Here is a 22,060-nt window from a genome sequence, read left to right as displayed (position 1 = left end):
TACAAAAAGTCTTCCCCTTGAATACGCTGAGGTTACTGCGATGAGCGAGAAAATTGCTGAACAGTATAAAGTCAAAACAGAACCTTTTTACCGTCCGGTCAGTAACGAAGTGGAACTGTATCAAGCCGCTTACGCGCGACGCATGCCGGTAATGCTGAAAGGTCCGACAGGCTGCGGTAAGTCGCGTTTTGTCGAATATATGGCCTGGAAGCTAGGTCGCCCGCTGATCACAGTTGCCTGTAATGAAGATATGACCGCCTCAGACCTGGTGGGGCGTTTTCTGCTCGATAAAGATGGCACCAAATGGCAGGATGGACCCTTGACCACTGCAGCACGTATTGGTGCAATCTGTTATCTGGATGAAGTGGTGGAAGCACGTCAGGATACAACCGTTGTTATCCATCCGTTAACCGATCACCGTCGTAGTCTGCCGCTGGATAAAAAAGGTGAACTGGTCGAAGCCCATAAAGATTTTCAACTGGTGATTTCCTATAACCCCGGTTATCAAAGTTTGATGAAAGATCTCAAGCAATCCACCAAACAACGTTTCGGGGCAATGAATTTTGATTATCCTGATGCCGAGTTGGAAGCCGAAATTGTCACCAGGGAAACCGGTGTCGATGCCGAGATAGCCAAAAAACTGGTACAGATTGCCCATCGGGCACGCAACCTGAAAGGCCATGGCCTGGATGAAGGTATATCCACACGATTGTTGGTCTATGCAGGGCAAATGATTGCAGAAGGGGTTGAACCTTTGGCTGCCTGCCAGATGACATTAGTCACGCCATTGACCGATGATCCGGATATGCGTGAAACGCTGGAAGCCGCTGTTCATACCTTCTTTGTTAGTTGATAAAGGCCGACCCGGTCTCTCCGGTCTGGATATCACATCATGAGCGTCAATCTAGACGATTACCGCGAACAGCTTGAAAAGATAGCGCCGGAACTGGTGCATACGCTGGACAGTACTTTCCAGGATGCAGCCAGAATCATGTCGCCAGCTGGTTTGCAGGAATATATGGAAGGTGCCAAAGGCCTGGCAGAGCTGGGACGGGGTAAAGAACTGGTGGTTGCCTTTCTGGAAGATATTCCGCAAGTGGTCAAGGAATGTGGCGAGGACGTAATACGCGATTGCATCAATGCGGCAATGAAATTATCGTCAATGACCTCGGGTGAGGTTATTGCGCTGATGATTCATAGTCTACCAACTGCTGCCAGACGGTTGGGCGACCCGGAGTTATTACGCGGGTATTTGAGCCTGATTCATCAACTGTCTGCCAAAGCTTCCCGTGGCTTAAGGCCAATGCTCGGCATTATTGATGAATTATTATCCAAACTCACCTTGTCCGGTTTACGCCGCTGGGCTAATTTTGGAGCCGAAGCCTACCGGCGCGACTTGAATAACCTGGTCAAATATTTTGCTCTGGAAACCGCTGACAGCAAGAAGATGCTGCAGAAGGAACGCCGCGGCACGCTGTTTATTGATACCCAACGCAAACTGAATTTCTATCTGCGGGCATTATGGGGCAGGGATTTCTTTCTGCGTCCTACAGCGGCGGATTATGAAGGTTTCAAACCTTATATCGAACTTTTTGTTATGCATTTGCCAGATGCCGTGGATGATATTGCAGGTATCACTGGTCTGGAGCTCTATCGAGCCCAGGCCGCCCATCTGGCAGCACACATTCAATATACCCGAGCACCGATTTCGGCCGAACAACTCAGCCCGGCGCAAATGTTTTTTATCGGACTGCTGGAAGACGCACGGGTTGAGTATCTGGCGATACAGGATTTCCCCGGTTTGCAGAAACTCTGGGGCAGCTTGTTAAATATCGAACAAAGTCAGGATGTTGAGCATAAGGGGCTGCTAAAACTCGAACAATTTGCCCGCAGCCTGCATGATGCATCGATTAAAAACAACGATGACCCATTAAATGCCTTGGCGGAAAGATTCCATCAAAATATTGCTGAGCAAGCAGAAAATAACCAGTTCAGCTGGGATATGGGGCTGGAATTATTTCATCTGTTTGCCGAACAGCGCGAGGTACCCAGTTTACGAATATTAGAATCTATTCGTTTACCTTATCGCGACGATAATCGTTTTGTCTGGGAGTTTGAAGAATTCGATTTCCTGAGGCACGGAGCGGAATATATTCCAGCGAGCCAGCGACAGATACGTAAATATGTCAGTGCCGTTGAAATGGCCAATGAAGTGGATTGTGAGTTGGCTGGCGATGATGCTCAGGAAATCTGGGTGTGTTCCACCAAGTTCATGCCGTATGAAGATGCCGGTGAGGCAACGGTCAGCTTTAATGAGATGTGGGGTAAAGATCCCGTCTCAGAACCCTATCATTATCAGGAATGGGATTATCAGGTGCAGCTGTATCGTCCCGACTGGAGCACGGTATATGAGTATCGTCCCAAAAAAGGCGATCCAGATGACATCGATAATATTCTGAAAGAATACAAACCGGTGGCACATCGTATCCGGCAGATCATCGACTTATTGTCTCCGGCCGGAGTACAACGGCTTCGCAATATGGAAGATGGTGATGAGATTGATATCAATGCTGCAGTTGATGCGATGATTGCCATCCGTATGGGCGAGCAACCCAATACACGGATCACCATGCGCAATGTGATAAAAAATCGGGATTTAGCCGTGACAGTGTTACTGGATTTATCGGAATCAACCAATGATGTTATCGAAGGCAGTGATAAGACGGTTCTGGATTTAACCCGCGAAGCAGCCACCTTAGTTGCTACGGCCATCAATGGCATCGGTGATCCATTTGCTTTACATGGCTTTGCTTCGGATGGCCGACATGATGTGCAATACTTCCGCTTTAAAGATTTCAATCAGCCCTTTGATGATGAATCAAAAGCTCGATTGGCTGGAATGAAAGGTGGTTTATCAACCAGGATGGGTGCGGCAATGCGCCATGCCGCTCAACAGTTATTAAAACAGCCGGAACGTCGCAAGCTATTATTGCTAGTCACCGATGGTGAACCTTCGGATATAGATGAGCGCGATCCTCAGCATTTACGACATGACACCCGCAAAGCGGTGGATGAATTATGGAGCCGTGGTGTGATGACTTATTGTCTGACGCTGGATGCTAATGCTGATAGTTACGTTAAACGAATTTTTGGTGAAAATAACTACACCATTGTTGACCATGTGGATCGGTTGCCTGAAAAACTGCCCACTTTATTTGCCAGCCTGACCCGTTAGGGCTTGTTGATCTTTCATCTCCGCCTCTGTTGTGAGCTGAAAAAGCGTCAATCAAGGCACGAGGAGCGCTTTTTAGTTGTTCTAAATAAGTGACGAGCAACGAAGAGTGGCGTTTTTTCAGTCACAACCCAAAGGGCTGGGGCTATTTTTCCGCCCTACGGCGTTGGAAATGACTTATGTAGAACAACTACATCGCATCATTTCCGTCTTGTAGGACGAAAAAATAGCCGCCAGCAGTGGTGGATATGAAAGATCAACAAGCCCTAGGAAAAATCATGAAAGATCAAAAACGTTACGTTGGTATTGATAAAGAAATAAATGGTGGCATGACCGACACCGGGAAAATCATCCGTGATGCCTGGGTATTTGGTTTAATACCGGAGACCGAAACCTGTGAAGGCTGGGTAGTCCAAGGACTTGAAGATCTGTGGCGCAAGGTTAATCTGGAATGGGAAAAATATGGTTTCAGGGTGGCAAACCTGCCACCGGAGATGCAACAGAAATTTATGTGTATTCACGATGCGGCAATTAATCAAGCCAAACAATCTGGCTGGGATGCCGAACGGGATCTTATCGACGAAGTCTGATGGTCTTGTATTTATACCCGACATCATAAGATTCCAGTTTTGGAAATGAGATCTGGAAAATCTGACTTAAATCTTAAAATCCACCAATAGCTAAATGTGACAATTACGCAGTATCACCACTATGATGGGGTCGCAAGCATCTGCTTAATTTCGGCATATAACGTTTGTAAATCTTCTACACCCTTACGGGCTAACGCGATTTCATTTTCTTCGAATTGATTTCGTAACCCGGCAGCGGCATGAAATAATTCGTAATAGGCTAATTTGAGTCGATCCAGCCATAATTGATTAAATAGCTCTTCCTGCTTACCCTGCTCCAGCCAGTGCATAAAATGGCTGCGTTTGGGGTTCATTAATGGCCAGCTGCTAATTTGAGCAGGACTGCTGTGCAGATTATCAATTACTCGCTGTAACCACTGCTCGCCCTGCATTTGCATTAATGCCAGCAGGCGCTGTTGGGGGGATAAGGTATTATGTGCATGATTCAGCCAGCGTGATTCCGGCTGGTAATCCTCCATCCACAGGCCTAATTCATCTGCTGGCATTGGTTGGGCAATGACATATCCCTGTGCCATATCGCAACCGATAGTCATCAGCATCAAACCATGTTCAACGCTTTCTACCCCTTCGGCGATAACCTGGTGTTGAAATGCATGACTTAACCCAATAACGCCTTCCACTATGGTGAAATCATTGGGATCATCCATGATGTCGCGGACAAAACTCTGGTCAATTTTAATCACATCAACCGGCAAATGCCGCAAATGGCTTAATGATGAGTATCCGGTGCCAAAATCATCTAGTGCGATTCTTACCCCTAGGCCTTCACGGCAGGTACTTATAATCGCTGAAATATTCTGGATATCTGTTAACACGCTGCTTTCAAGCACTTCCAGCTGCAAATATTCGGCTGGCAAGTCCGGATATTTGGCCAATAACCGATCAAGATGGTCAAAAAATCCTGGCCATTGCAGATGATGCGCGGAAATATTCACGCTGATTTCAATGACTCTGTTTTGCTGATGAAAATTTTGTAACTGTTTTAACGTCTGATCAATGACCCAGTTGCCAATACGGATTTCCAGCTCAGTGCCCGCCATTGAACTTAAAAAAGCTGCTGGCTCCAGGATACCTTGCTGAGGATGGTTCCAGCGAAGCAGCGCTTCCGCGCCATGAATGCGCCCATTACGCATATTAATTTTCGGCTGGTAATACAGGCAAAACTGATTTTTGTTAAAGGCTTGATGTAAATTGTCCAACTGGCTTTGCTTAAGCAGAATTTGCTTGTCATGCACAGCATCAAAAATTGAGTAGCGATTTCGGCCTGTCTGTTTTGATTGATACATGGCCTGATCAGCATGACGCAGCAACGTATCTGCATCGGACTGATCCAGTGGATAGAGTGTTACCCCCATACTGGCCCCTAACTGGATGATATCGCCATCAATTCGATAAGGCAGTTGAATGGTGCGTAACAGTCTGCTGACCAATCGTTCGCAGTGTTCTATCGAACTGATGTCATTGAGCAAAATAGCAAATTCATCTCCACCCAGTCGTGATGCTGTGTCATCCAGACGAATACAGGCTTTTATTCGCTGGGCCACCTCAATCAGTACTTGATCGCCGATTTCATGACCATAGTTATCATTGACCGGTTTGAATCCATCCAGATCCAGAAAAATGACTCCCAGCAGACTATGTTGACGAATACTGTGTGCAATAGCCTGCTGGAATCGATCTGCAAATAATGTGCGGTTGGGCAGCTGGGTGAGCATGTCATAATGCGCCATCATTTCCAGCGCCTGCTGTTGTTCCTTAATTTCAGTTATATCGGAAAATAAGCCCAGATAATGCAAGGTATCGCCTTGATCATCCATCAAGGTGGAAATGGTTAACAACTCAGCTAATAATTCGCCATTTTTGCGACGATTCCAGATCTCTCCCTGCCAGTAGCCTTTCTCAATAAGGCTTTGCCAAATCTCCCGATAAAATGACTCGGGATGTTTACCTGATTTGAGGATTGATGGCTGTTGATTAATGACTTCATCACGACTGTAACCGGTGATATCACAAAATGCCGGATTCACATCGACAATACGACCATCCGGTTTGGTGATCAGAATGCCTTCATGTGCCTGGTTAAATACCCGGCCTGATAATTTGAGCTTTTCCTCAGCGAGCTTACGTTCGCTAATATCGTAAAAAATGGTGATAAAGACATCGGCCTGACCATCATTAATTGCGGTGCTGGAAATTATCACTTGTTTGGCTTGTTGTTGCTGGGTCATCACTTTCACTTCAACCGCCTCACCACGATAGGGCAGTGGATGCTGCTCTGCCTGAGCTACAAAAGTCTCCCAAGCCAGTTTGCTGCGTTGACGATAGTTTGGATCGGGATAGGCTTTTTCCAGCCAGACCTTATGGCTGGGTAAGTCTTCCAGGTTATAGCCAAAGCTATCAACAAAGGCTTTGTTGAGATATTGAATCCTGCCTTTGCCGTCACTTAACATGTGCGGAATAGGAGAGGCATTAACAATACTGCGTAATTTGGATTCGTTTCGCGCTAATACCTGACCCGACTGTTTCAGTCTGAACACCCAGAATACAAACAGCAGAATAATCACGGCTATCGTCAGCAGTATTTTGAGCAGGGTTGACTGCGAAACGCCATTATTGATGGTTAGCCCCATCCAGGTCTGCTCAATTCGCTGACGTTCATCAGCTGATATATTGCTTAATACCTTGTTAATGATGGATTGCAGCTGAGGATGAGAAGGGTTTATCCCCATCCTGTATGCATTATATTGCTGAGTTTGTCCGGAAAATTGCAAGTTAATCAGGTTGGCTTGTTTGATGGCATAGTTGGCATATGCAGCATCTCCCACATAAGCATCGGCTTCGCCGGTACTGACCTTTTTTAAAGCTTCGAGTGTGGTTTCAGTGAATATAAGTTTTATATCAGGATGATTCCGGGCCAGATTTTCCTGAACATGGTAACTTTTTTCCACTGCGACAGTTTTGCCTCTCAGATTGTCCAGGTGACCGATATAGCCGAAGCGATTCGCATTGACGATGACCACTGGATTAGTGATATACGGCTGACTGAATAATAAATACTCTGAACGTTCGGGACTCATGTGCAAACAGGAAAGCATATCCAGCTCACCCCGTTGTGCCATTGCGAGAATTTCATGCCAGGGTTTATCGTCTATGATGTCAAATTCCACGCCAAGCTTGGCCTGTAATAGCTGAATATATTCAGCTGCCAAGCCTTGATAATTCCCTTTGCTGTTAATCCATTCGTAAGGTGCAAAATCCCGATCAATGCCGAGTTTGATGACAGGGTTATCCTCCAGCCATGATTGTTCTTCTGGGGTCAGTCGCAATGCAGCATTGGATTGATATATAAAGCCCTCTAATTGGGCCTCGGAGAGTGGTGGTGCAATATTCAGCCGTTCATATATCTGAGCACTGCGGCGAAGACGAGCCGGATCCAATTGGCCCAAAGGAATCAGGTCAGGCAATATCAGTTTCTGAATTTCTCTGGCTTCATGTTGTAGCTGTTCGCGACTGGCCTGGCTGTCATACTGATTGATTATCACATCAATAATTTCTTCAGGATTTTCCAGTGCGTAGCGCCAGCCTTTTAACGAAGCCCGTCGAAACCGCTCAGCGCGACCTGGATTATTGCGAAGCTCTCTATCCCCGGTAAACAAAATGTCACCATAAAAATCAAAACCATAGCTTTGGGGATTAATGATATTGACCTTAACGCCCAGCTGTTCCAATGTGAAAAGCTGATCAGTTCGATAAATTGAGATTGCATCAACCCGGTCATTGATAAAACTATCAAGTTGCAGATCCTGCGGGATGAGTTTGTAATCCTGTGGGGAAATACCGGCATCAGCAAACATAGCGAGGAAAACAGCATCGTTGCCGGCCGAATCGTCAAACATGATGCGTTTATCAAGCATTTCATACGGGCTGACAATGCCAGACTGGGTTTTGCTGACCAGCACTAATGCATCATGCTGAAAAATGGCAGCCAAGGCTCTAATGGGTGAGCCAGCAGCATATTCTGCCAGTAGTCCGATACCACCAATGCCATAATCTGCACGGCCACTGGTGACTTCATTGATAACATTAATACCGGGTTGGCGTTCTCGCAGCGTAACCTGCAAATCTTCCTGTTGGAAATAACCTTGCTGAATAGCGGCGTAATAACCGGCAAACTGAAATTGATGTCGCCATTTAAGTTGCAGCGTAACAGATTCCGTCGATGCAGCCTTGGCCTGGCCAAATAGACATACAAGCAGAATAAACAGCAGAAAAAAAGTAAACCTGTGAGGTATAACGTGCATGGGATCCGTTTTCGAATTGCTTGCCGATAATAGCAAGAATTTCAATTTGTTGGCGGATTATTGGCGAGCTGATGAGTGATTCAACAGATGGATTAGATTTAACCTGAGTTAAGAGGTATGCGCTCGTTGATGTTTGGTTTGAGTAAGTTTTTTTTACGGGAAAAAATATTTTCAGGCAGATAGGCCAGAAATAATAAAAACAGCGACACACTTGCCGGAATAAAACTTAAATCGGTTTTCCGAATATGCCGTTGGGAGAAATCGTCGTGCATTAGCGCAGTCAATAATGCCGTTGATGTTTGTAAATGATGGTAGTGAAATTTGGCCGGTTCCGCCAGTGATTTCAGATAGTCTTCTTTTACACTGGAAAGGTGTTCATTCCCAGCACGACTTTGATTTCCCCACGGGGCATTCCGAGGGACATAGCCTTCAATTTTGCTGGGATCTTCCGGTAAACCAAAAGTCGTTCCCTGTGGTACATCCTCCGCCGTATAGAAGCCAATCTGGATTCCATCTTCATCATATTTTGGGATCCGGCTTAATGCATGATCACCGGTACCCACTATGAGACCACTAATTGGCTGTTGATCATTATTCTCAGCAGATTGTAATTCTCCAAGATCCGGCGCATAACGCGAGTTCATTGGTGGTGCTTCCTGCCCATCGGTAAAAAAAACCAACGTGGCATCGGTTAATTCAACAGTGCGCATCAACTCCAACGTGTTGGCAAATGCCTGAATAATATTACTGTCGGCGACCCAGGCCATTCTCCAGTCAATACGTCTGATGCTCTCCCGGATTTCAGGATAGTCTGAACACACTTCCATGGGGGTATAGAGCAGCGTCGGCATACGTTCAGTAAACACGCCCAGCCCAACTCGTGAACCACAGGGAAGTTGTTGTATGGCAGCTAAAGCATCCGCTTTGACTTTTTCCAGCCGGCTAATCGGATCACCGTTATTATCACGATAATCTTCTACATTCATGCTGCGGGTGATATCTACCATAAAAAAATAATCATATTTTTTACTGGGAAATGGCAGGTTAGGTATTAAAACCGCAATAATCAGTAGAACTGCAGAGCTGCCCAGCAACCAGATAGATTTCATCAGACAATCCCTTAGGGTAAACCAATGGGAAAGCCGGGCATTGCCGACCATAACTCGGTACTGGCATCCTGAGACTCTTCACTGATGGTGACATCACCCAGTGGCAAATCCCGCGACAGACGTTGCGCAGCTTCCAGATTGTATTTAGCCTCCCAGAAGGAGGGCTGGTTTTTCAGTGCAGAGCGATAAAAGTCCTTTGCCACATCGGCCATCGCCACCGCCCGATCAACAGAAAGATTTTCTGCCAAATCGATAGCCTGAACCAAATAAAGATTGCCAAGGTTATAGTGGATATGGACAAGTTGCTGCTGATTAGCCAGCCGCTCAGTGCCGCTATAGGTTTCTACTGCTTCATCAAATAAGTTCAATTTACCTTGCAGATAGGCATAAGCGATTCTGACTTCAGGCGATTGCATATTCAATTTTTCATGATCAACCAGCTCACCTTTATTCAGCAGGAGGATTTGTTGGTTGATTTGCTGCTGTTGTTGCAAGGTATAGATACTGAATATCAGTGCTGTGATAACCGCCAATGCCAACAGGCTGATCAGATAAATAAAATTATTTCGCTTCAAAAACATCATTTTGCCTCCAGCGCTTTGATGCCCAGTAAAATAAGAACGGCAAGCAGGGCAGTCAAAAAACATAAGCGCGTCATATCGTTGCGGGGTATCAATTCGTTATAAACCAGTGGCAAGCTTTCCAGATTATCCAGCTGGTGAATGGCTGCTTCCATAGATTCCGGTGTATCCACCTCATAAGCGTGATATGGGATCGGCAGGGTACGGAAAAACTGATCAAGATAACGCTCTGGCATCACCCGGGGATTATCATCTCGAGCTGATTCAGGCTCAGAGGTGATACCTAATCCATTTTCGGTACGCAGAAAAAACCAATATAAACTTACCTGATAACGCTCAAACCACTCACGCAACACCCGCTGCGCACGATGATCAAGTGTTGCTGCGCCATCAGAGACCAATACAATGACGCGGGAACCGGTATGCGGTTGATCCTGAAAGTAACTCAGGCCCATGCCGAGCCCTTTGGCTACATTGGTAAATGCCAAGCCGGGACTGGTGAGACTGTTTATCGCTGCTTGAGTGGCGGACTTGTGCTCTGTGAGCGGGCTGATAAAAAAAGGTTGCGTACTAAACCCGACGACGCCAAATAAGTCGTGCGGCCTATTATTAACAAATTCGGACAATAAACGACGTGCAACCTGACTTTTGGCAGGCGTAGCATTATCGGGTACCTTACCGCCAAATGTTTCATTCATGCTGGCACTTCGATCGAGAACAAACACGATGTGCGCGCCAGTACCTGTTCGGGTAAAAGTTTTTTCCGTTTGGTAAAGTCCGGCTAACCCCAGCACGATGCTGATAAATGCCAGTACCCCTAAAAGTTTAATGAGTCGATTAATCCATCGAGTTGTATTGGATGGTGGAATTAGCCGATTCCAACTGGTGAGTCGTTTATTGAATATACCTGCGATAAATGGCAACAAGGCTAATACTAATAAAACGAGCACCCATGGATGGGCAAATGCGATGTTCATGATTTTTTCAGCGCCAGTTTTTCCGCACCAGCCAATTGTTTGCAGAGCTTCAGTAATTGGTCAAAGTCTCTCTCTGACGCTACCTTTTGCTCGGAGTAGAGCGCTTCAGTGGATAACTGGTAAAAACTATCAATTTGATCCTGATAGCCAGAAAACTCGTTATGTTTATCAATAAACTGATCTGTTTGGTGAGCAAACAATGCATGGCCAGCCAATCTGTTAAAAGCCCTATGTACCGCTTGTAAGGCATGATTAAATGCCGACTCGTCGTTATGGTGTTTGCGTAGCTTTTTGACCTGATGATAAGCCTGCTGAAACGGTGATCGTGTCAGTACAAACAGATATCCCTTAAGGCTTAACCATAAGATCGCCAGAATCAGTAGCGTAATCGCCAGTACCCAGATTTGTTGCTGCAAATCTTTGGTAGGGATAGTTGAGGGAGGTAAATCTGCCTTCATAAAGGCATTTTGGTTGGAGTCTTTGGCTACACCACGAGGCGCAATTTCTTTCAGCGGAGACATGGTGAAGTTCCAGGCCGGTATGGTGAGCGGCTCGGTTTTATCGCCAGTGTTAAAACTTACCGTTAATGGAGGCGTTGCTAATGCTCGGACATCCAGTGGGGCATAAAATGTCTGAAACGTGAAATGCAGTCTGTATTGACGTAACTCAGCACTTTCGCTGATGAGTTCATAGTCGCTGTCGAGTAATAACAACCAATAATCCAACTCCCCGTCGGGAGGAAGTGAGGCTGGCGTTAAGCTAAATTCTGCTGGTACCTGAACAATATAATAATGTTCAATAACATCACCGACCAGAATACCAAAATCTCTTCCCAATGATTGCTGCACAATGCCGGTACGGACTTGGTCAGCATACAAAGCTGTGTTGCAAAAAACAGCTAACAGAACAGCCATAAACATCGGCATGCACACTTTTTGTTTTAATCGCTTATGAATGGCCATGAAAGAATTCGCTTAATTGTTGTGCTGAAAATTGATCAATCATCCAAAACGCTCTGCAATTGTGCTTTTGAAATTGATTATTAAGAAAAATCTTCCGATCAGCGAAAGTCGATTCGATCAGTTTTTTCTGCTTGGGCGTCACAAAAATCAAACTGTTTTCACCCGTCTCAGCATCGTTGATCTGAACAAAGCGCCATAGTGGGTAGTCGTTGTATTCGGCAGAACGCCAGATAACAATCGGCACCAGATAGTGGCCTGATAAGCTATTGAGAATCCGGTAGAGTTTTTCATTACTCCAGTGAAAATCAGAAAGCAAAAATATTAAACAACGACGAGCGGGTAACAACCGCTCTATATCGTTAAAAGCCTCAGCTTCATTATGGTTTGCAGCCTGTCTGGTAGCAGACTCAAAATGCTGTGGCAGTATTTCGGCATTGGTAATGGACTGTATGGAATGACTCAACAAATAACTTTGATAATTATCATTTCTGGCCGCCACTGAATAAGCAATACTCTGTTCAGTTAAGCTGAGCAGTGGTGCTTTATCCTGAACAGTCATGGAATCAGATCCATCTACCAAAGTCATTACGTCCAGTTTGCTGCGTTGACGAAAGGTTTTGACGTAAATCGATTCAAACGGATCGGTCACGCTCATTGCAAGATCAATACGCGCAGGATTCGGGTCAGCTAAAAAGGGAGACTTTTTATAAAAATCACTGCCGGGCCCCTGACGTTTGCTTTTATGCTCACTTTCACGCAGTGCATTCAGCAGAAAGGGTGATCTGTAATCAAAGATCAGGTGTTGAATTTCGTGCTGATTCATGGGGATGGAATAGTATTCAGTACACCACTAATCAGTTCTTCGATAATCGCTTCACCGTTATAGTTGTAAACAGGGTTGATAAAAATACGATGTTTACTGATGGCGCGAATAACCGCATGGAAATCCTCTGGGGTAACGCTATTACGTTGATTGAGCCATGCATGAGCACGAGCACTTCTGGCAAGATAACTTATGCCACGTGGTCCCATACCTCCAAGTACTAACTTTTCTGTGTCGATATCGCTGATCTGGATACCATAATCCTGTGGTCTTCGAAGTGCCTGACACAGGTGAAAACCATAATCCTGAATAGTGTCACTGGAATGGATCTGAGACTGAATAGCCACAGCGATATCATTGAGCTGATGAAACGGCAGTACCGCTTTGTCAGCACTGTCGATGAGCTTGTCTGCATCATAATATCGGGTATTGAACATCAACTCTTTAAGCTGTGCTTCTGCTGTAGGTTGTTTTATGTGCAGTTCCATCATAAAACGATCCCGGGCAGCTGCCGGTAGTTCAAAGGTTTCGTCTTTTTCAATGCGGTTACGATCAGCAAAAACCTGCAGATGAGGAAAAAAGAACGTTTTATTAAAAGCGCTGACGCTACGTTCAGCCATTACCCGAAGTAGCAATGAATGTACTTGAGGTCTGGCACGATTGATTTCATTAAAGAAGAAGATCGATAAATTTTCGCCATGTTTGAGTAAAGGTCCTTCACTCACAGCCGGTTTACCATCATTGGCAATATGGGTGTAATAGACCAGGTCATGTGGCATTAAATCAATGGTGCCTTCAATACGCTCAAAATTGCCACCCAGACTTTCTGCCGTTGCTCTAAGCAAGGTCGTTTTACCGACGCCAACATCACCTTCAAGCAGGATATGGCCACGACAGAAAATAGCCACAACCATTAAATCAATGATGTGTTCCTGACCTAATATTGTCTGATTGATATTTTTTTGCAGGGTGATGGCTTGTTGATGCCAGTCGGTTAAAAGATTTTCGGAATTTTCAGCGACATTGCTCATGTGATGTATGCCCAAACTGACTCGCAGGTCAGAAACAAAACAAAAAAAGAGGCCAGTCGTTAAAACTGGCCTCAGCTTGGGTTTAGTAAGACCACTTACCCGTTTTTTTGAAGTTTTCTACGCGTTTAGCGTTACGAGCTTCCATTGCTTCCATTGCACTGTCTTGCTTATCCAGTTCAGTTTGGCTATGTTTTGGATCATATTTAGATCCTTTGATTTTTTCAGGAAACCCTGGTTTGGCTTCCCAGCATTTTCCTGCCTCTTGGCATTTTGTTCCGTCGTAAGCCATTGCTGACATACCAACAGATAACAATAGTGCTGTAGCGCCGGTTACGGCAAGTGTTTTAATTTTCTTCATATTTCTCTCCTTTTGGTTTTGACAACATAATGCTTGGTAACGTGGTTCCCTATGCTGGCTATGGCCACGCTACCAATCACTAATCTTTATAATCTGCCATTAGCATTTCTAAACTTGCTTAATTAATGGGTCTTATTGAAATTTTCTAATGCTTCTTTGAAATCTTCAGGTATTTCTGCAGGAACCAGATTGGCGCGTTCCTCTTCTGATAACCATAAGGCTTTTTCTGGTTCTCCCCAGTAAATACTGCGTACATACGCCATAACATGCAGTATTTCATCAATGCTTAAATTATTGCGTTGGGGACCCATCATTGAGCGGGCGCCGTCATAAATAATTTCAAAAAAACCTTTATCGTATCGTCCTGCAGGGTAAGTCCAATATGAATCCCCCAGAGCTGGTCCGAGTTTGCCTTCAGCATGGTGACCATGGCAGCCAGAACAGGCAGTCATAAATAAATTTTCACCCACTTTGATGGCTTCTTCATCTTGGTTATATTTATTTTCTGCTGTTTCCATAAAATGTTTTACGGCTTCAGTTTCTTCACCTTTTTTGCCAAAAGAGAAGTCGATTAATGCCCCGGTCGTTGCATTGCGAAATTGCACTTGAGCTTCCGCTGTCATTGGTGTCATGCTGACAGCTGTCAACATAGATAATCCTAGTAAACATGCTGTTTTACGACTAAAAAGTTTTACATTGCTAATCATAGTTTTTGTATAATCCTGTTTAATTAAAAGAGACTGCATGACAAGCTATCAAAGCAGCGGAATCCCTTCTTTTTTGAGGATGGCCGTTATCTTAGGTGCCGCATCTGCCAGGCCCTTATTAATGGCATCAAGCAAGGCTTTATCACCTTCACGCACCGCTACAGATTGATCGTAGTGCTGCACAATACCTTCACCACCTTCAATTTCTCCGAATTCAGGAGATAACACCATTTCTAATGGCGTATCTGAATCACGCACATAACGGGCTACTTCTGGAGCCCATAGATGAGCGATATCACCTTTACCTGAGGTCACTTCGCCGATCAGTTTTTTTGGTTCCAGACGAATATATTTATTGCGTGGGGATTTGAAACCTGACAGAGATTTGGTGTAATTGAAGTTGCCTTCATATTTACCCACTTCCCGTAACATCACTTCTGATGGGCTACCTGGCACTACTACAAAACGATTCAGTTTTTGAATGTCAGGACTATCCCAGTTACTGATGTCCAGATTTTTATCGGCGCGATAGACAAATACATAGCCGGACTTGTAGTAAGGGTCGCTGGTGGCAACACGAGGATCATCGCTATCAACCCCCATAACCACATCACATTCATTTTTTAATAAATGTTCGGTCACTAAAAAAATCGCTGCTTTGTCTGACCAGACAAATTCCAATGGCATATCCATGCTCTGTGCGAGCGTTTCGGCGATTTCATTTTCGAAACCTTGCTGCTGTTTGTTTGAGTAGGGCATTTCATTCGCCGCTGCACAGACTTTTAAGGTTTCCGGTAATCCGTTGTTTGCATGTGCTGGCGTCAGTACAGTCAACAGTGAAGCCATTATCAGGCTGCATTGCGTTAAACGTTTTGAACTGACTGCTTTGTTATTGGTTTTAGTATGGTTGTTTAACATGTCTTACACTCTCAGAAGGGGCTGGCAACACAGTCTTTGTGTTGCCAGCCGGATTGAATACGACGATATAACTTGATGAACTAAGCTATATTGCGAGTCAGTGATTACATTTCGTATTCACCAATACTCAGATCGTCGTAAGGTCCTTTACCATCCAGAGCAAAGACCATCAGACCACCACCCATTTGAGTGTTACGTGCCAGTTCTTTAAAGGCACCTACAGCACCCAGACCAGCTGATGGGTCATTCAAGTCAAACACCAGACCAACTGCAGGCCAACCACCTACACCATAATTAATGGCAACATATTGAATACCATCATGGGTGTAAGTCATTGGATGACCGATAGCGCCTGAAGGCAGTTTGAATTTCCACAACAGATCACCGTTGTCTGCATCACGAGCTTTGATGAAGCCATCGAGTGTGCCGTAGAATACCAAGCCACCAGCTGTGGCCATGGTTCCACCCCAGATTGAGAATTTCTCCATTTTCTCCCAAGCAAATTCACCAGTAATGGCGTTGTATGCTTTAACCTGGCCTGAACCAATACCACGTTGACGATCACCTTTAGGTCCTGGATAACTCCATACGTTTGCACCTACGAAGAATTGACCTGCACGGTAAGGCAGCATGAACGGTTCCCAATCCATACAAAGATGGTTGATACCTAAGTAGAAGTTTTGTCTTTCAGGATCGTATGAATCCATACCCTGGTTGTGGAAACCCATGGCTGAAGGACAGATATCGCGTGAACGATGACCCATTCTGGTACTGAATTCCGGGTCACGAATTGGCAGACCTGTTTCCAGATCCACTTTTTTCACCCAGTTTGCCGTTTCATCCATTTTGTCGGCAGAAACCAAATCACCAGTTTCACGATCCAGCGTATAGATAATGCCGTTACGATCAGGGTGAGTCAGCAATTTACGCATTTTGCCGTTTTTGTCTTTTTGCTCAGAAAGCATCATGACGTTAACGCCAGCGTAGTCCCATTCATCATGAGGTGTTTTTTGATAACCGAATTTGGCTAAACCCGTATCAGCATCACGACCCCAGATAGTCATAGTCCATTTGTTATCACCAGGACGCATGGTTTCGTTCCAAGGCGCAGGATTACCTGAACCGTAGTAGAACATTTCTAAATCAGGGTCATAGGCATACCAACCCCAGTTAGTACCACCACCAATTTTCCAGGCTTCGTCTTCCCAGGTTTTCAGACCCAGATCTTTTTGGCCGTAATGTGGGTTAGCACTGTTAAAGTCTTTCGCCAGGCCAATTTCTGAATCAGGGCCTGTTGCATACCAACGCCAAGCCATTTCACCAGTGTGAATGTCAAAGGCGGTAACATAACCACGAACACCCAGCTCAGCACCAGAAGAACCCTGGATGACAAGGTCTTTTACAACGAATGGTGCTTGTGTTTGGGTTTGACCAACACTGATATCACCATTCTCGACTTGCCAATGTAGCTCACCAGTTTCAGCATTTAATGCCACAACATGACCATCCAGCTGACTTTTTACGATCATTGCCGGAGTTTTATCATCGCCAGGCCAGTAAGCCAGACCACGGTTTACGACGTCACAACATGCAACTGCGCGAGCAGCAGGATCTTGTTTTGGCTTATGCTCCCAGACGATGGTGCCAGGATCATTCAGGTTAATCGCAAAAGTGTTGTTTGGAAAAGGTGAATGGATATACATCATGTCACCAATAACCAAAGGCGCACCTTCATGACCATTCAGCACACCAGTGGAGAATGTCCAAGATGGTGATAATTTGCTGACGTTCTTTTTGTTGATTTGTTTTGAAGTACTGTAATGATCTGCAGAATAGTTCTTACCCTGCATAACCCAGTTAGCTTCATCCTTTTGAAGTTCAACCAGCTTGTCATTGGCGAATGCAGCGCCTACTGTCATCATACCGATGACAGAGCTGACCAATGCAGCTGAACCGGTTTTTGTTAACCGGCTTAGTTTTTTCTCTCTCATATATCCTCCTATTTTAACTGGATGTCAGCTTTCGCTGACCCTGTGTCTCAGCACACATTCAAAATGCGGCTGTGCACCGTTGATATCATCAGTTTTTAGTAGGGGTATGGGATAGAGAGCCTTGCCACCTCTGTTATAGGGAAGTCATCACATAATTGTCAGGGTGATAAACTTTTGCCTTGATGTAAGGCCATTTTACGAAGTTATTGATTATTGGGTGGGTGGATCAAACCAATTTTCTGGGCCAGGAAAATAATATCTGCGAGCTTGGTTGTGCCAAGTTTACGCATCATATTGGTTTTATAATTTGATACCGTTTTAGGAGCCAAAGTAAGACTTTTTGAAATTTCCTCAATACTCATACCTTCAGCAACCATCCTGAAAACAGCAAATTCCTGATGTGACAGGGAATCAATTTTCTGATCCGTTTTAATCAATTTTTCCATTGCAATAGAACGTGCAACTTCGGCACCGAGATAATGACGTTTTTCTGCAACGGATTTTACCGCTTCAATCAGCACATCAGATGAGCATGATTTGGTGATGTAGCCAATCGCACCAAGCTCCAGGGCACGCATGGCCAAAGTGGTTTCTTCATGCATGCTGCAGACCAGAATACGGGCATCTTTATCTCGGTTACAGATCCTTCTGACACACTCTAAACCTCCGGTGCCTGGCATGGTTAAATCTATAATGCAGACTTTAGGTTGCAAAGCAATAAACGCCTGATACCCCTCTTCAGCATTTCCGGATTGTCCAATCACCTCGAAACCGGCCGACTCGAGTAATTGCTGATAGCCTTCTCTGAGAATGGCATGATCGTCTATTAATAGTATGGTGGTACGTTGTTTGTTCATTTCTTCTGATACCTCATTATTAGCATGTATTTTTTACGGTAAATTTTCATAACGGAATATGGAGTGCTAAAACTGTGCCTTTAGGATCTGCTGGATGCAGATTGAACTGGCCATTTAAAGCATGTACCCGCTCACGTATACCAATCAGTCCAAGTCCATTACCCATACCTTCATTGGGATCAAACCCTATTCCGTTGTCACGGATGGTCAGACTGATATCGTTACGTTGGGCTGATTTATTTTGGGTAATTAAATCGATATGAATTGAGCTGGCTTCTGCATGACGGGTAATATTGGTTAACGCTTCCTGCAGGCTGCGATAAATAGTTAATGCGGTGTCATAGTCAACAAGCTGATCATCTACTTCAATAGCGATATTGATCTCGTAATCTGGAAACGACATTTGCCATTGCCCAATCAGATCTTCAATGGCTGCTGAAAGTCCCACGGTTTCAAGGCCAGGAGGTTTTAAGCTGCGTAACTGTGAACGGGTAACGTTACGCAGAAAGCTTGCGCTGTCCTGGATGGTCTTGAGGATTGCTTGAAGTTTAGGATCTTCCGTTTTGTATTTGATGGCAACGGAAGCATTTACATCAATTGCGGCAAGATATTGTCCGAATACATCATGTAATTCTGAGGCAAGGTGATTACGTTCTGCTTCCCTGACCTGGGTAATATGTTTGATAAGAGCACGGTTTTGTAACAGTAACTTTGCATTATCAGCATTTTGCATTTCAAGTTTGGTTTTAATTTCAAGATTACGCTTCAGGGTGTCTTGCATTTCGATATAACGTCTTCGGCCAAACCACATCAATCCAATACTGAATACCAGCAACACAAAAATAATTTCATCCAGTTGATAAAACTCTCCTAATGCTGCCCAGTTAATCCAGCGTTCAGCCAAATCGAAATATCCAGCAACAAAATAGGTCAGTAGCGACGCGCCCACAATGACAACCAAATCAATTTTGCCCCTGTTGCTTTTATCGCCAGGGGATAATTTAGGTGACATCATGTAATTTCGCCCATATTTAATTTTGAGATAAACGACTATTTTATGACGATTATTTTTGATATGTATATGCCAATAATGATGAAAATTATAAAAAAATAAAAAACAGGAAAAAGTCATAACAATAACCGTGACATATTCCCTAATTGATGTGAGTCATCTGCTCTATTTTGCTAATGCAGACAATCTGTACGATAAGTCGAGATTTTATTGGAGCAAAATTTAATGAAAAAATTTTTAAAAACCGTTGTTATTTCTGCATTCATTGCCCTGTTCTCTCTGAACATTGCCTATTCTGAAGAGGCGTTAGCGTTACCTGTAGGTGAATTTGAGTTTGTGAAAATGTTTTCAGGTAAAGATTCTGGTTTTGTAAGAGAAAAACTGGGAGAGCCTGCAGAGATAGTGAAGCGAGAAAATGAAAGTGGAACGGTAGAGTTCTGGATTTATAAAAATATAGTTAAAGTTGGCAATACTGATAAAACATATAAATACACACAGGTTGGAATTATAAATAATTATATTGAGACTCTAGGTAATACAAACAGAAGTCCTAAGTAAATTTATTTTTTGATGAAAAAAGGTTAGAACGTGAATAAAATGATTAATAAACTATCGCTGGCAAGTTTGGGTTTAGTGCTCTTAAGCAGCAGTGTCTTCGCTCATGGACCAACGCCACAAAGGGTTGATGAACACATTACTATTGATGCAGAGGTTGCCACTGTCTGGCAAAAAGTTAATGCTTTTGACCAATTGGATAAATGGCATCCGGCAGTGGAATCAATCACCATGCAGGATGAAACGACAAGAATCGTGACCTTAAAGTCCGGCGGTGAAATTACCGAAAGTCTTGATGAATCAGATGCGGATCGTCATTACATCGGATACCGTTTATTAAAGGAAAATATTGAAGCCATGCCTGTCAGCTTTTATACGATTGGTATCGAAGTAGAGCCAAATGACACCGGAAGTAAAGTAAGTTGGAGTGGTCGTTTCTATCGTGCTGATACCGGCAATTTTCCGCCGGAAAATCTGAATGATGAAGCCGCTGTTAAAGCCATGACAGAATACGCAAAGACAGGGCTGGAAGGTTTAAAAGCCAGCTTGGAAAAATAATCAGTGATGTCCATTAAACCAATTGTTTTTTGCCTGGGAATATTCCCTGCTGTAGCACTGGCTGACGATTTTTATATCAGCAGCCAGTCCGGGAATCATCTTTCTCTATTTGATTCAAAAACAGATGAAATAACAAAAGCGGTAGAGGTTTCTAGTGGTCCGGTAATGGTTGCTGTCGATAAATCCAATGACGCTATTTATCTCTCACATCCTGAGCAAGGCAAATTGTCAGTAATTGATTTGAATAGTTTTGAATTGATCCATGAGATAAAAACAGGTGGTCAGCCTTTTGCTATGGTGCTTGATAGCCAAAAGTCTCAACTTTTTGTGACGGACTGGTCCAGAAATGCATTATTAGTGATTAACACTACCAGCAGGCAATTGGTGGACCTACTTGCGGTTGGGGAGAGCCCTGCCGGGATCGCAATAGATCCCGATGGACGCAAGGTGTTTGTGGCAAACCGTGAAAGCAATTCTGTAATGGTGCTTGATGCTGATACGCCGGACCTGCATGCAACCATAGAAACGGGTGAGCGTCCTTATGCAGTTGCCTTTAATCCAATTAATGGTCATCTGTACGTTACTTGCGTGAAAGATAATTCGCTGACAGTAATTGACACGAAAACCTATGAAAAAATTGCTGATCTCCAACCGGGTAAAGCGCCGTATGGTGTTACGGTGAGCGATGACGGAAAGCAGTTTTATGTTGTGAATCAGAATGACAACACGCTGGTGGAGTTTGATGCGGTAAGTCTGCAAATAACGCAGACGATCAAAACCGAAAAAATGCCGGAAAGTGTTGAGCTATCAAAGGATCAACAGCATGCTTACATCATTAATTGGTTTAGTAACTCATTATCGATTATTGATTTACAGCAAGGAAAACAAACCAGCTCAATCCCACTTAAGGAAGGGCCACGCAAGATTAGTCCGGCTCAATAGAAAATAGAAATCTAAAATCAGGAGCGGTATTTTATACCGCTCCGTTATAGTCCAGCTGTCGCCAGGCTTCATACAGAATAATGGCCGTAGCATTGGAAAGATTCAGGCTGCGGCTTTCTGGATACATCGGGATCCGAATTTTCTGCCTATCAGGCAAGTTGTCCAATAGCGTTGCTGGCAATCCACGTGACTCGGGACCAAACAGCAGAATACTTTCATCGATAAAGGTTGCCTGATGGTGAAACTGTTTCGCCTTAGTGGTGCAGGCAAACAAAGGTCGATTTTGCTGCCATTGTTGAAATGCTGCAAAATCAGCATGCACTTTTACCGGTGCAAATTCATGATAGTCCAGTCCTGCTCTTCTCAGACGTTTATCATCCAAAACAAAAGCCAGTGGCTCAATCAGATGCAGTTGTGCACCTGTGTTGGCGCATAGTCGGATAATATTACCGGTATTGGGCGGGATTTCAGGCTCATAGAGCGCGATGTGTAACAC

The 22,060-nt window shown here is 44.3% G+C and carries 20 protein-coding genes; 6 read left to right on the top strand and 14 right to left on the bottom strand.

Annotation, left to right across the window (positions count from 1 at the left end):
* Nucleotides 1-40 precede the first annotated feature (40 nt).
* The 3 genes from B4F66_RS04990 (at nucleotide 41) to B4F66_RS04980 (ending at nucleotide 3,822) form a co-directional block, all read left to right on the top strand.
* Entirely contained in the window at nucleotides 41-853 is an 813-nt protein-coding gene (locus tag B4F66_RS04990; RefSeq protein WP_292354496.1) for a CbbQ/NirQ/NorQ/GpvN family protein, read from the top strand.
* A gap of 39 nt (nucleotides 854-892) precedes the next feature.
* The gene (locus B4F66_RS04985; protein ID WP_292354498.1) at nucleotides 893-3,235 is read left to right on the top strand and encodes a nitric oxide reductase activation protein NorD; all 2,343 of its coding nucleotides are present in this window, start codon (nucleotides 893-895) and stop codon (nucleotides 3,233-3,235) included.
* Between the two features lie 275 nt (nucleotides 3,236-3,510).
* Nucleotides 3,511-3,822: a hypothetical protein gene (locus B4F66_RS04980; protein WP_292354500.1), complete on the top strand. Its 312-nt coding sequence runs from the start codon at nucleotides 3,511-3,513 to the stop codon at nucleotides 3,820-3,822.
* A gap of 119 nt (nucleotides 3,823-3,941) precedes the next feature.
* On the opposite strand, the gene B4F66_RS04975 is transcribed toward B4F66_RS04980, so the two are convergent.
* From B4F66_RS04975 to B4F66_RS04915, 13 genes are all read right to left on the bottom strand, one after another.
* Nucleotides 3,942-8,183 carry an EAL domain-containing protein gene (locus B4F66_RS04975; RefSeq protein WP_292354502.1) on the bottom strand — a complete coding sequence of 1,414 codons (4,242 nt, stop codon included), beginning with the start codon at nucleotides 8,181-8,183 and terminating at the stop codon, nucleotides 3,942-3,944.
* A 98-nt stretch (nucleotides 8,184-8,281) separates the two neighbouring features.
* A complete protein-coding gene (locus B4F66_RS04970; RefSeq protein WP_292354504.1) occupies nucleotides 8,282-9,292 on the bottom strand; it encodes a vWA domain-containing protein in 1,011 nt (336 codons plus the stop codon).
* An 11-nt stretch (nucleotides 9,293-9,303) separates the two neighbouring features.
* Nucleotides 9,304-9,876: an MxaK protein gene (locus B4F66_RS04965; protein WP_292354506.1), complete on the bottom strand. Its 573-nt coding sequence runs from the start codon at nucleotides 9,874-9,876 to the stop codon at nucleotides 9,304-9,306.
* The gene (locus B4F66_RS04960) at nucleotides 9,873-10,850 is read right to left on the bottom strand and encodes a vWA domain-containing protein (RefSeq protein ID WP_292354508.1); all 978 of its coding nucleotides are present in this window, start codon (nucleotides 10,848-10,850) and stop codon (nucleotides 9,873-9,875) included. Before B4F66_RS04960 ends, B4F66_RS04965 begins: the two co-directional genes overlap by 4 nt.
* Nucleotides 10,847-11,764: a hypothetical protein gene (locus B4F66_RS04955; RefSeq protein ID WP_292412822.1), complete on the bottom strand. Its 918-nt coding sequence runs from the start codon at nucleotides 11,762-11,764 to the stop codon at nucleotides 10,847-10,849. Before B4F66_RS04955 ends, B4F66_RS04960 begins: the two co-directional genes overlap by 4 nt.
* A 34-nt stretch (nucleotides 11,765-11,798) precedes the next feature.
* Nucleotides 11,799-12,635 (bottom strand): DUF58 domain-containing protein, encoded by an 837-nt coding sequence (locus B4F66_RS04950; protein ID WP_292354513.1) that lies wholly within the window; start codon nucleotides 12,633-12,635, stop codon nucleotides 11,799-11,801.
* Nucleotides 12,632-13,666: an AAA family ATPase gene (locus tag B4F66_RS04945; RefSeq protein WP_292354515.1), complete on the bottom strand. Its 1,035-nt coding sequence runs from the start codon at nucleotides 13,664-13,666 to the stop codon at nucleotides 12,632-12,634. The genes B4F66_RS04950 and B4F66_RS04945 overlap by 4 nt, the downstream gene beginning before the upstream one ends.
* An 82-nt stretch (nucleotides 13,667-13,748) precedes the next feature.
* Nucleotides 13,749-14,024, bottom strand: a complete 276-nt coding sequence (locus B4F66_RS04940; protein ID WP_292354517.1) for a methanol dehydrogenase — start codon at nucleotides 14,022-14,024, stop codon at nucleotides 13,749-13,751.
* A 122-nt stretch (nucleotides 14,025-14,146) separates the two neighbouring features.
* Nucleotides 14,147-14,770: a cytochrome c(L), periplasmic gene (gene moxG / locus B4F66_RS04935; RefSeq protein ID WP_292354519.1), complete on the bottom strand. Its 624-nt coding sequence runs from the start codon at nucleotides 14,768-14,770 to the stop codon at nucleotides 14,147-14,149.
* A 9-nt stretch (nucleotides 14,771-14,779) separates the two neighbouring features.
* A complete protein-coding gene (moxJ, locus tag B4F66_RS04930) occupies nucleotides 14,780-15,577 on the bottom strand; it encodes a methanol oxidation system protein MoxJ (protein ID WP_292354521.1) in 798 nt (265 codons plus the stop codon).
* Between the two features lie 176 nt (nucleotides 15,578-15,753).
* Nucleotides 15,754-17,640 carry a methanol/ethanol family PQQ-dependent dehydrogenase gene (locus B4F66_RS04925; protein WP_292354523.1) on the bottom strand — a complete coding sequence of 629 codons (1,887 nt, stop codon included), beginning with the start codon at nucleotides 17,638-17,640 and terminating at the stop codon, nucleotides 15,754-15,756.
* 203 nt (nucleotides 17,641-17,843) lie between these two features.
* Complete coding sequence (locus B4F66_RS04920) at nucleotides 17,844-18,497, bottom strand: response regulator transcription factor (protein ID WP_292354526.1); 654 nt, start codon at nucleotides 18,495-18,497, stop codon at nucleotides 17,844-17,846.
* Nucleotides 18,498-18,543: 46 nt separating this feature from the next.
* Nucleotides 18,544-19,512: a sensor histidine kinase gene (locus B4F66_RS04915; protein WP_292411205.1), complete on the bottom strand. Its 969-nt coding sequence runs from the start codon at nucleotides 19,510-19,512 to the stop codon at nucleotides 18,544-18,546.
* Nucleotides 19,513-19,734: 222 nt separating this feature from the next.
* On the opposite strand from B4F66_RS04915, the gene B4F66_RS04910 reads away from it, so the two are divergent.
* The 3 genes from B4F66_RS04910 to B4F66_RS04900 are packed head-to-tail and all read left to right on the top strand — an operon-like array spanning nucleotide 19,735 to nucleotide 21,564.
* On the top strand, nucleotides 19,735-20,067 hold the full coding sequence (locus B4F66_RS04910) for a hypothetical protein (protein ID WP_292354530.1): 333 nt from the start codon (nucleotides 19,735-19,737) through the stop codon (nucleotides 20,065-20,067).
* Between the two features lie 39 nt (nucleotides 20,068-20,106).
* Entirely contained in the window at nucleotides 20,107-20,622 is a 516-nt protein-coding gene (locus B4F66_RS04905; protein ID WP_292354685.1) for an SRPBCC family protein, read from the top strand.
* A 6-nt stretch (nucleotides 20,623-20,628) separates the two neighbouring features.
* Complete coding sequence (locus B4F66_RS04900; RefSeq protein WP_292354532.1) at nucleotides 20,629-21,564, top strand: YncE family protein; 936 nt, start codon at nucleotides 20,629-20,631, stop codon at nucleotides 21,562-21,564.
* A 31-nt stretch (nucleotides 21,565-21,595) separates the two neighbouring features.
* Here the strand turns inward: B4F66_RS04900 and trmL are convergent, their stop codons facing one another.
* Entirely contained in the window at nucleotides 21,596-22,060 is a 465-nt protein-coding gene (gene trmL, locus B4F66_RS04895) for a tRNA (uridine(34)/cytosine(34)/5-carboxymethylaminomethyluridine(34)-2'-O)-methyltransferase TrmL (protein WP_292354534.1), read from the bottom strand.

The organism is Methylophaga sp. UBA3603 (assembly GCF_002375335.1).
Lineage (GTDB): Bacteria > Pseudomonadota > Gammaproteobacteria > Nitrosococcales > Methylophagaceae > Methylophaga.
Note: the sequence above shows the minus strand (reverse complement) of the source record. Positions and strands in the feature narration are given on the sequence as shown.

What these genes read in the sequence shown, in the direction of transcription:
- B4F66_RS04990 (WP_292354496.1), top strand. Translation starts at nt 41, where the DNA reads ATGAGCGAGAAAATTGCTGAACAGTATAAAGTCAAAACAGAACCTTTT.
- B4F66_RS04985 (WP_292354498.1), top strand. Translation starts at nt 893, where the DNA reads ATGAGCGTCAATCTAGACGATTACCGCGAACAGCTTGAAAAGATAGCG.
- B4F66_RS04980 (WP_292354500.1), top strand. Translation starts at nt 3,511, where the DNA reads ATGAAAGATCAAAAACGTTACGTTGGTATTGATAAAGAAATAAATGGT.
- B4F66_RS04975 (WP_292354502.1), bottom strand. Translation starts at nt 8,183, where the DNA reads ATGCACGTTATACCTCACAGGTTTACTTTTTTTCTGCTGTTTATTCTG.
- B4F66_RS04970 (WP_292354504.1), bottom strand. Translation starts at nt 9,292, where the DNA reads ATGAAATCTATCTGGTTGCTGGGCAGCTCTGCAGTTCTACTGATTATT.
- B4F66_RS04965 (WP_292354506.1), bottom strand. Translation starts at nt 9,876, where the DNA reads ATGATGTTTTTGAAGCGAAATAATTTTATTTATCTGATCAGCCTGTTG.
- B4F66_RS04960 (WP_292354508.1), bottom strand. Translation starts at nt 10,850, where the DNA reads ATGAACATCGCATTTGCCCATCCATGGGTGCTCGTTTTATTAGTATTA.
- B4F66_RS04955 (WP_292412822.1), bottom strand. Translation starts at nt 11,764, where the DNA reads ATGGCTGTTCTGTTAGCTGTTTTTTGCAACACAGCTTTGTATGCTGAC.
- B4F66_RS04950 (WP_292354513.1), bottom strand. Translation starts at nt 12,635, where the DNA reads ATGAATCAGCACGAAATTCAACACCTGATCTTTGATTACAGATCACCC.
- B4F66_RS04945 (WP_292354515.1), bottom strand. Translation starts at nt 13,666, where the DNA reads ATGAGCAATGTCGCTGAAAATTCCGAAAATCTTTTAACCGACTGGCAT.
- B4F66_RS04940 (WP_292354517.1), bottom strand. Translation starts at nt 14,024, where the DNA reads ATGAAGAAAATTAAAACACTTGCCGTAACCGGCGCTACAGCACTATTG.
- moxG (WP_292354519.1), bottom strand. Translation starts at nt 14,770, where the DNA reads ATGCAGTCTCTTTTAATTAAACAGGATTATACAAAAACTATGATTAGC.
- moxJ (WP_292354521.1), bottom strand. Translation starts at nt 15,577, where the DNA reads ATGGCTTCACTGTTGACTGTACTGACGCCAGCACATGCAAACAACGGA.
- B4F66_RS04925 (WP_292354523.1), bottom strand. Translation starts at nt 17,640, where the DNA reads ATGAGAGAGAAAAAACTAAGCCGGTTAACAAAAACCGGTTCAGCTGCA.
- B4F66_RS04920 (WP_292354526.1), bottom strand. Translation starts at nt 18,497, where the DNA reads ATGAACAAACAACGTACCACCATACTATTAATAGACGATCATGCCATT.
- B4F66_RS04915 (WP_292411205.1), bottom strand. Translation starts at nt 19,512, where the DNA reads ATGATGTCACCTAAATTATCCCCTGGCGATAAAAGCAACAGGGGCAAA.
- B4F66_RS04910 (WP_292354530.1), top strand. Translation starts at nt 19,735, where the DNA reads ATGAAAAAATTTTTAAAAACCGTTGTTATTTCTGCATTCATTGCCCTG.
- B4F66_RS04905 (WP_292354685.1), top strand. Translation starts at nt 20,107, where the DNA reads ATGATTAATAAACTATCGCTGGCAAGTTTGGGTTTAGTGCTCTTAAGC.
- B4F66_RS04900 (WP_292354532.1), top strand. Translation starts at nt 20,629, where the DNA reads ATGTCCATTAAACCAATTGTTTTTTGCCTGGGAATATTCCCTGCTGTA.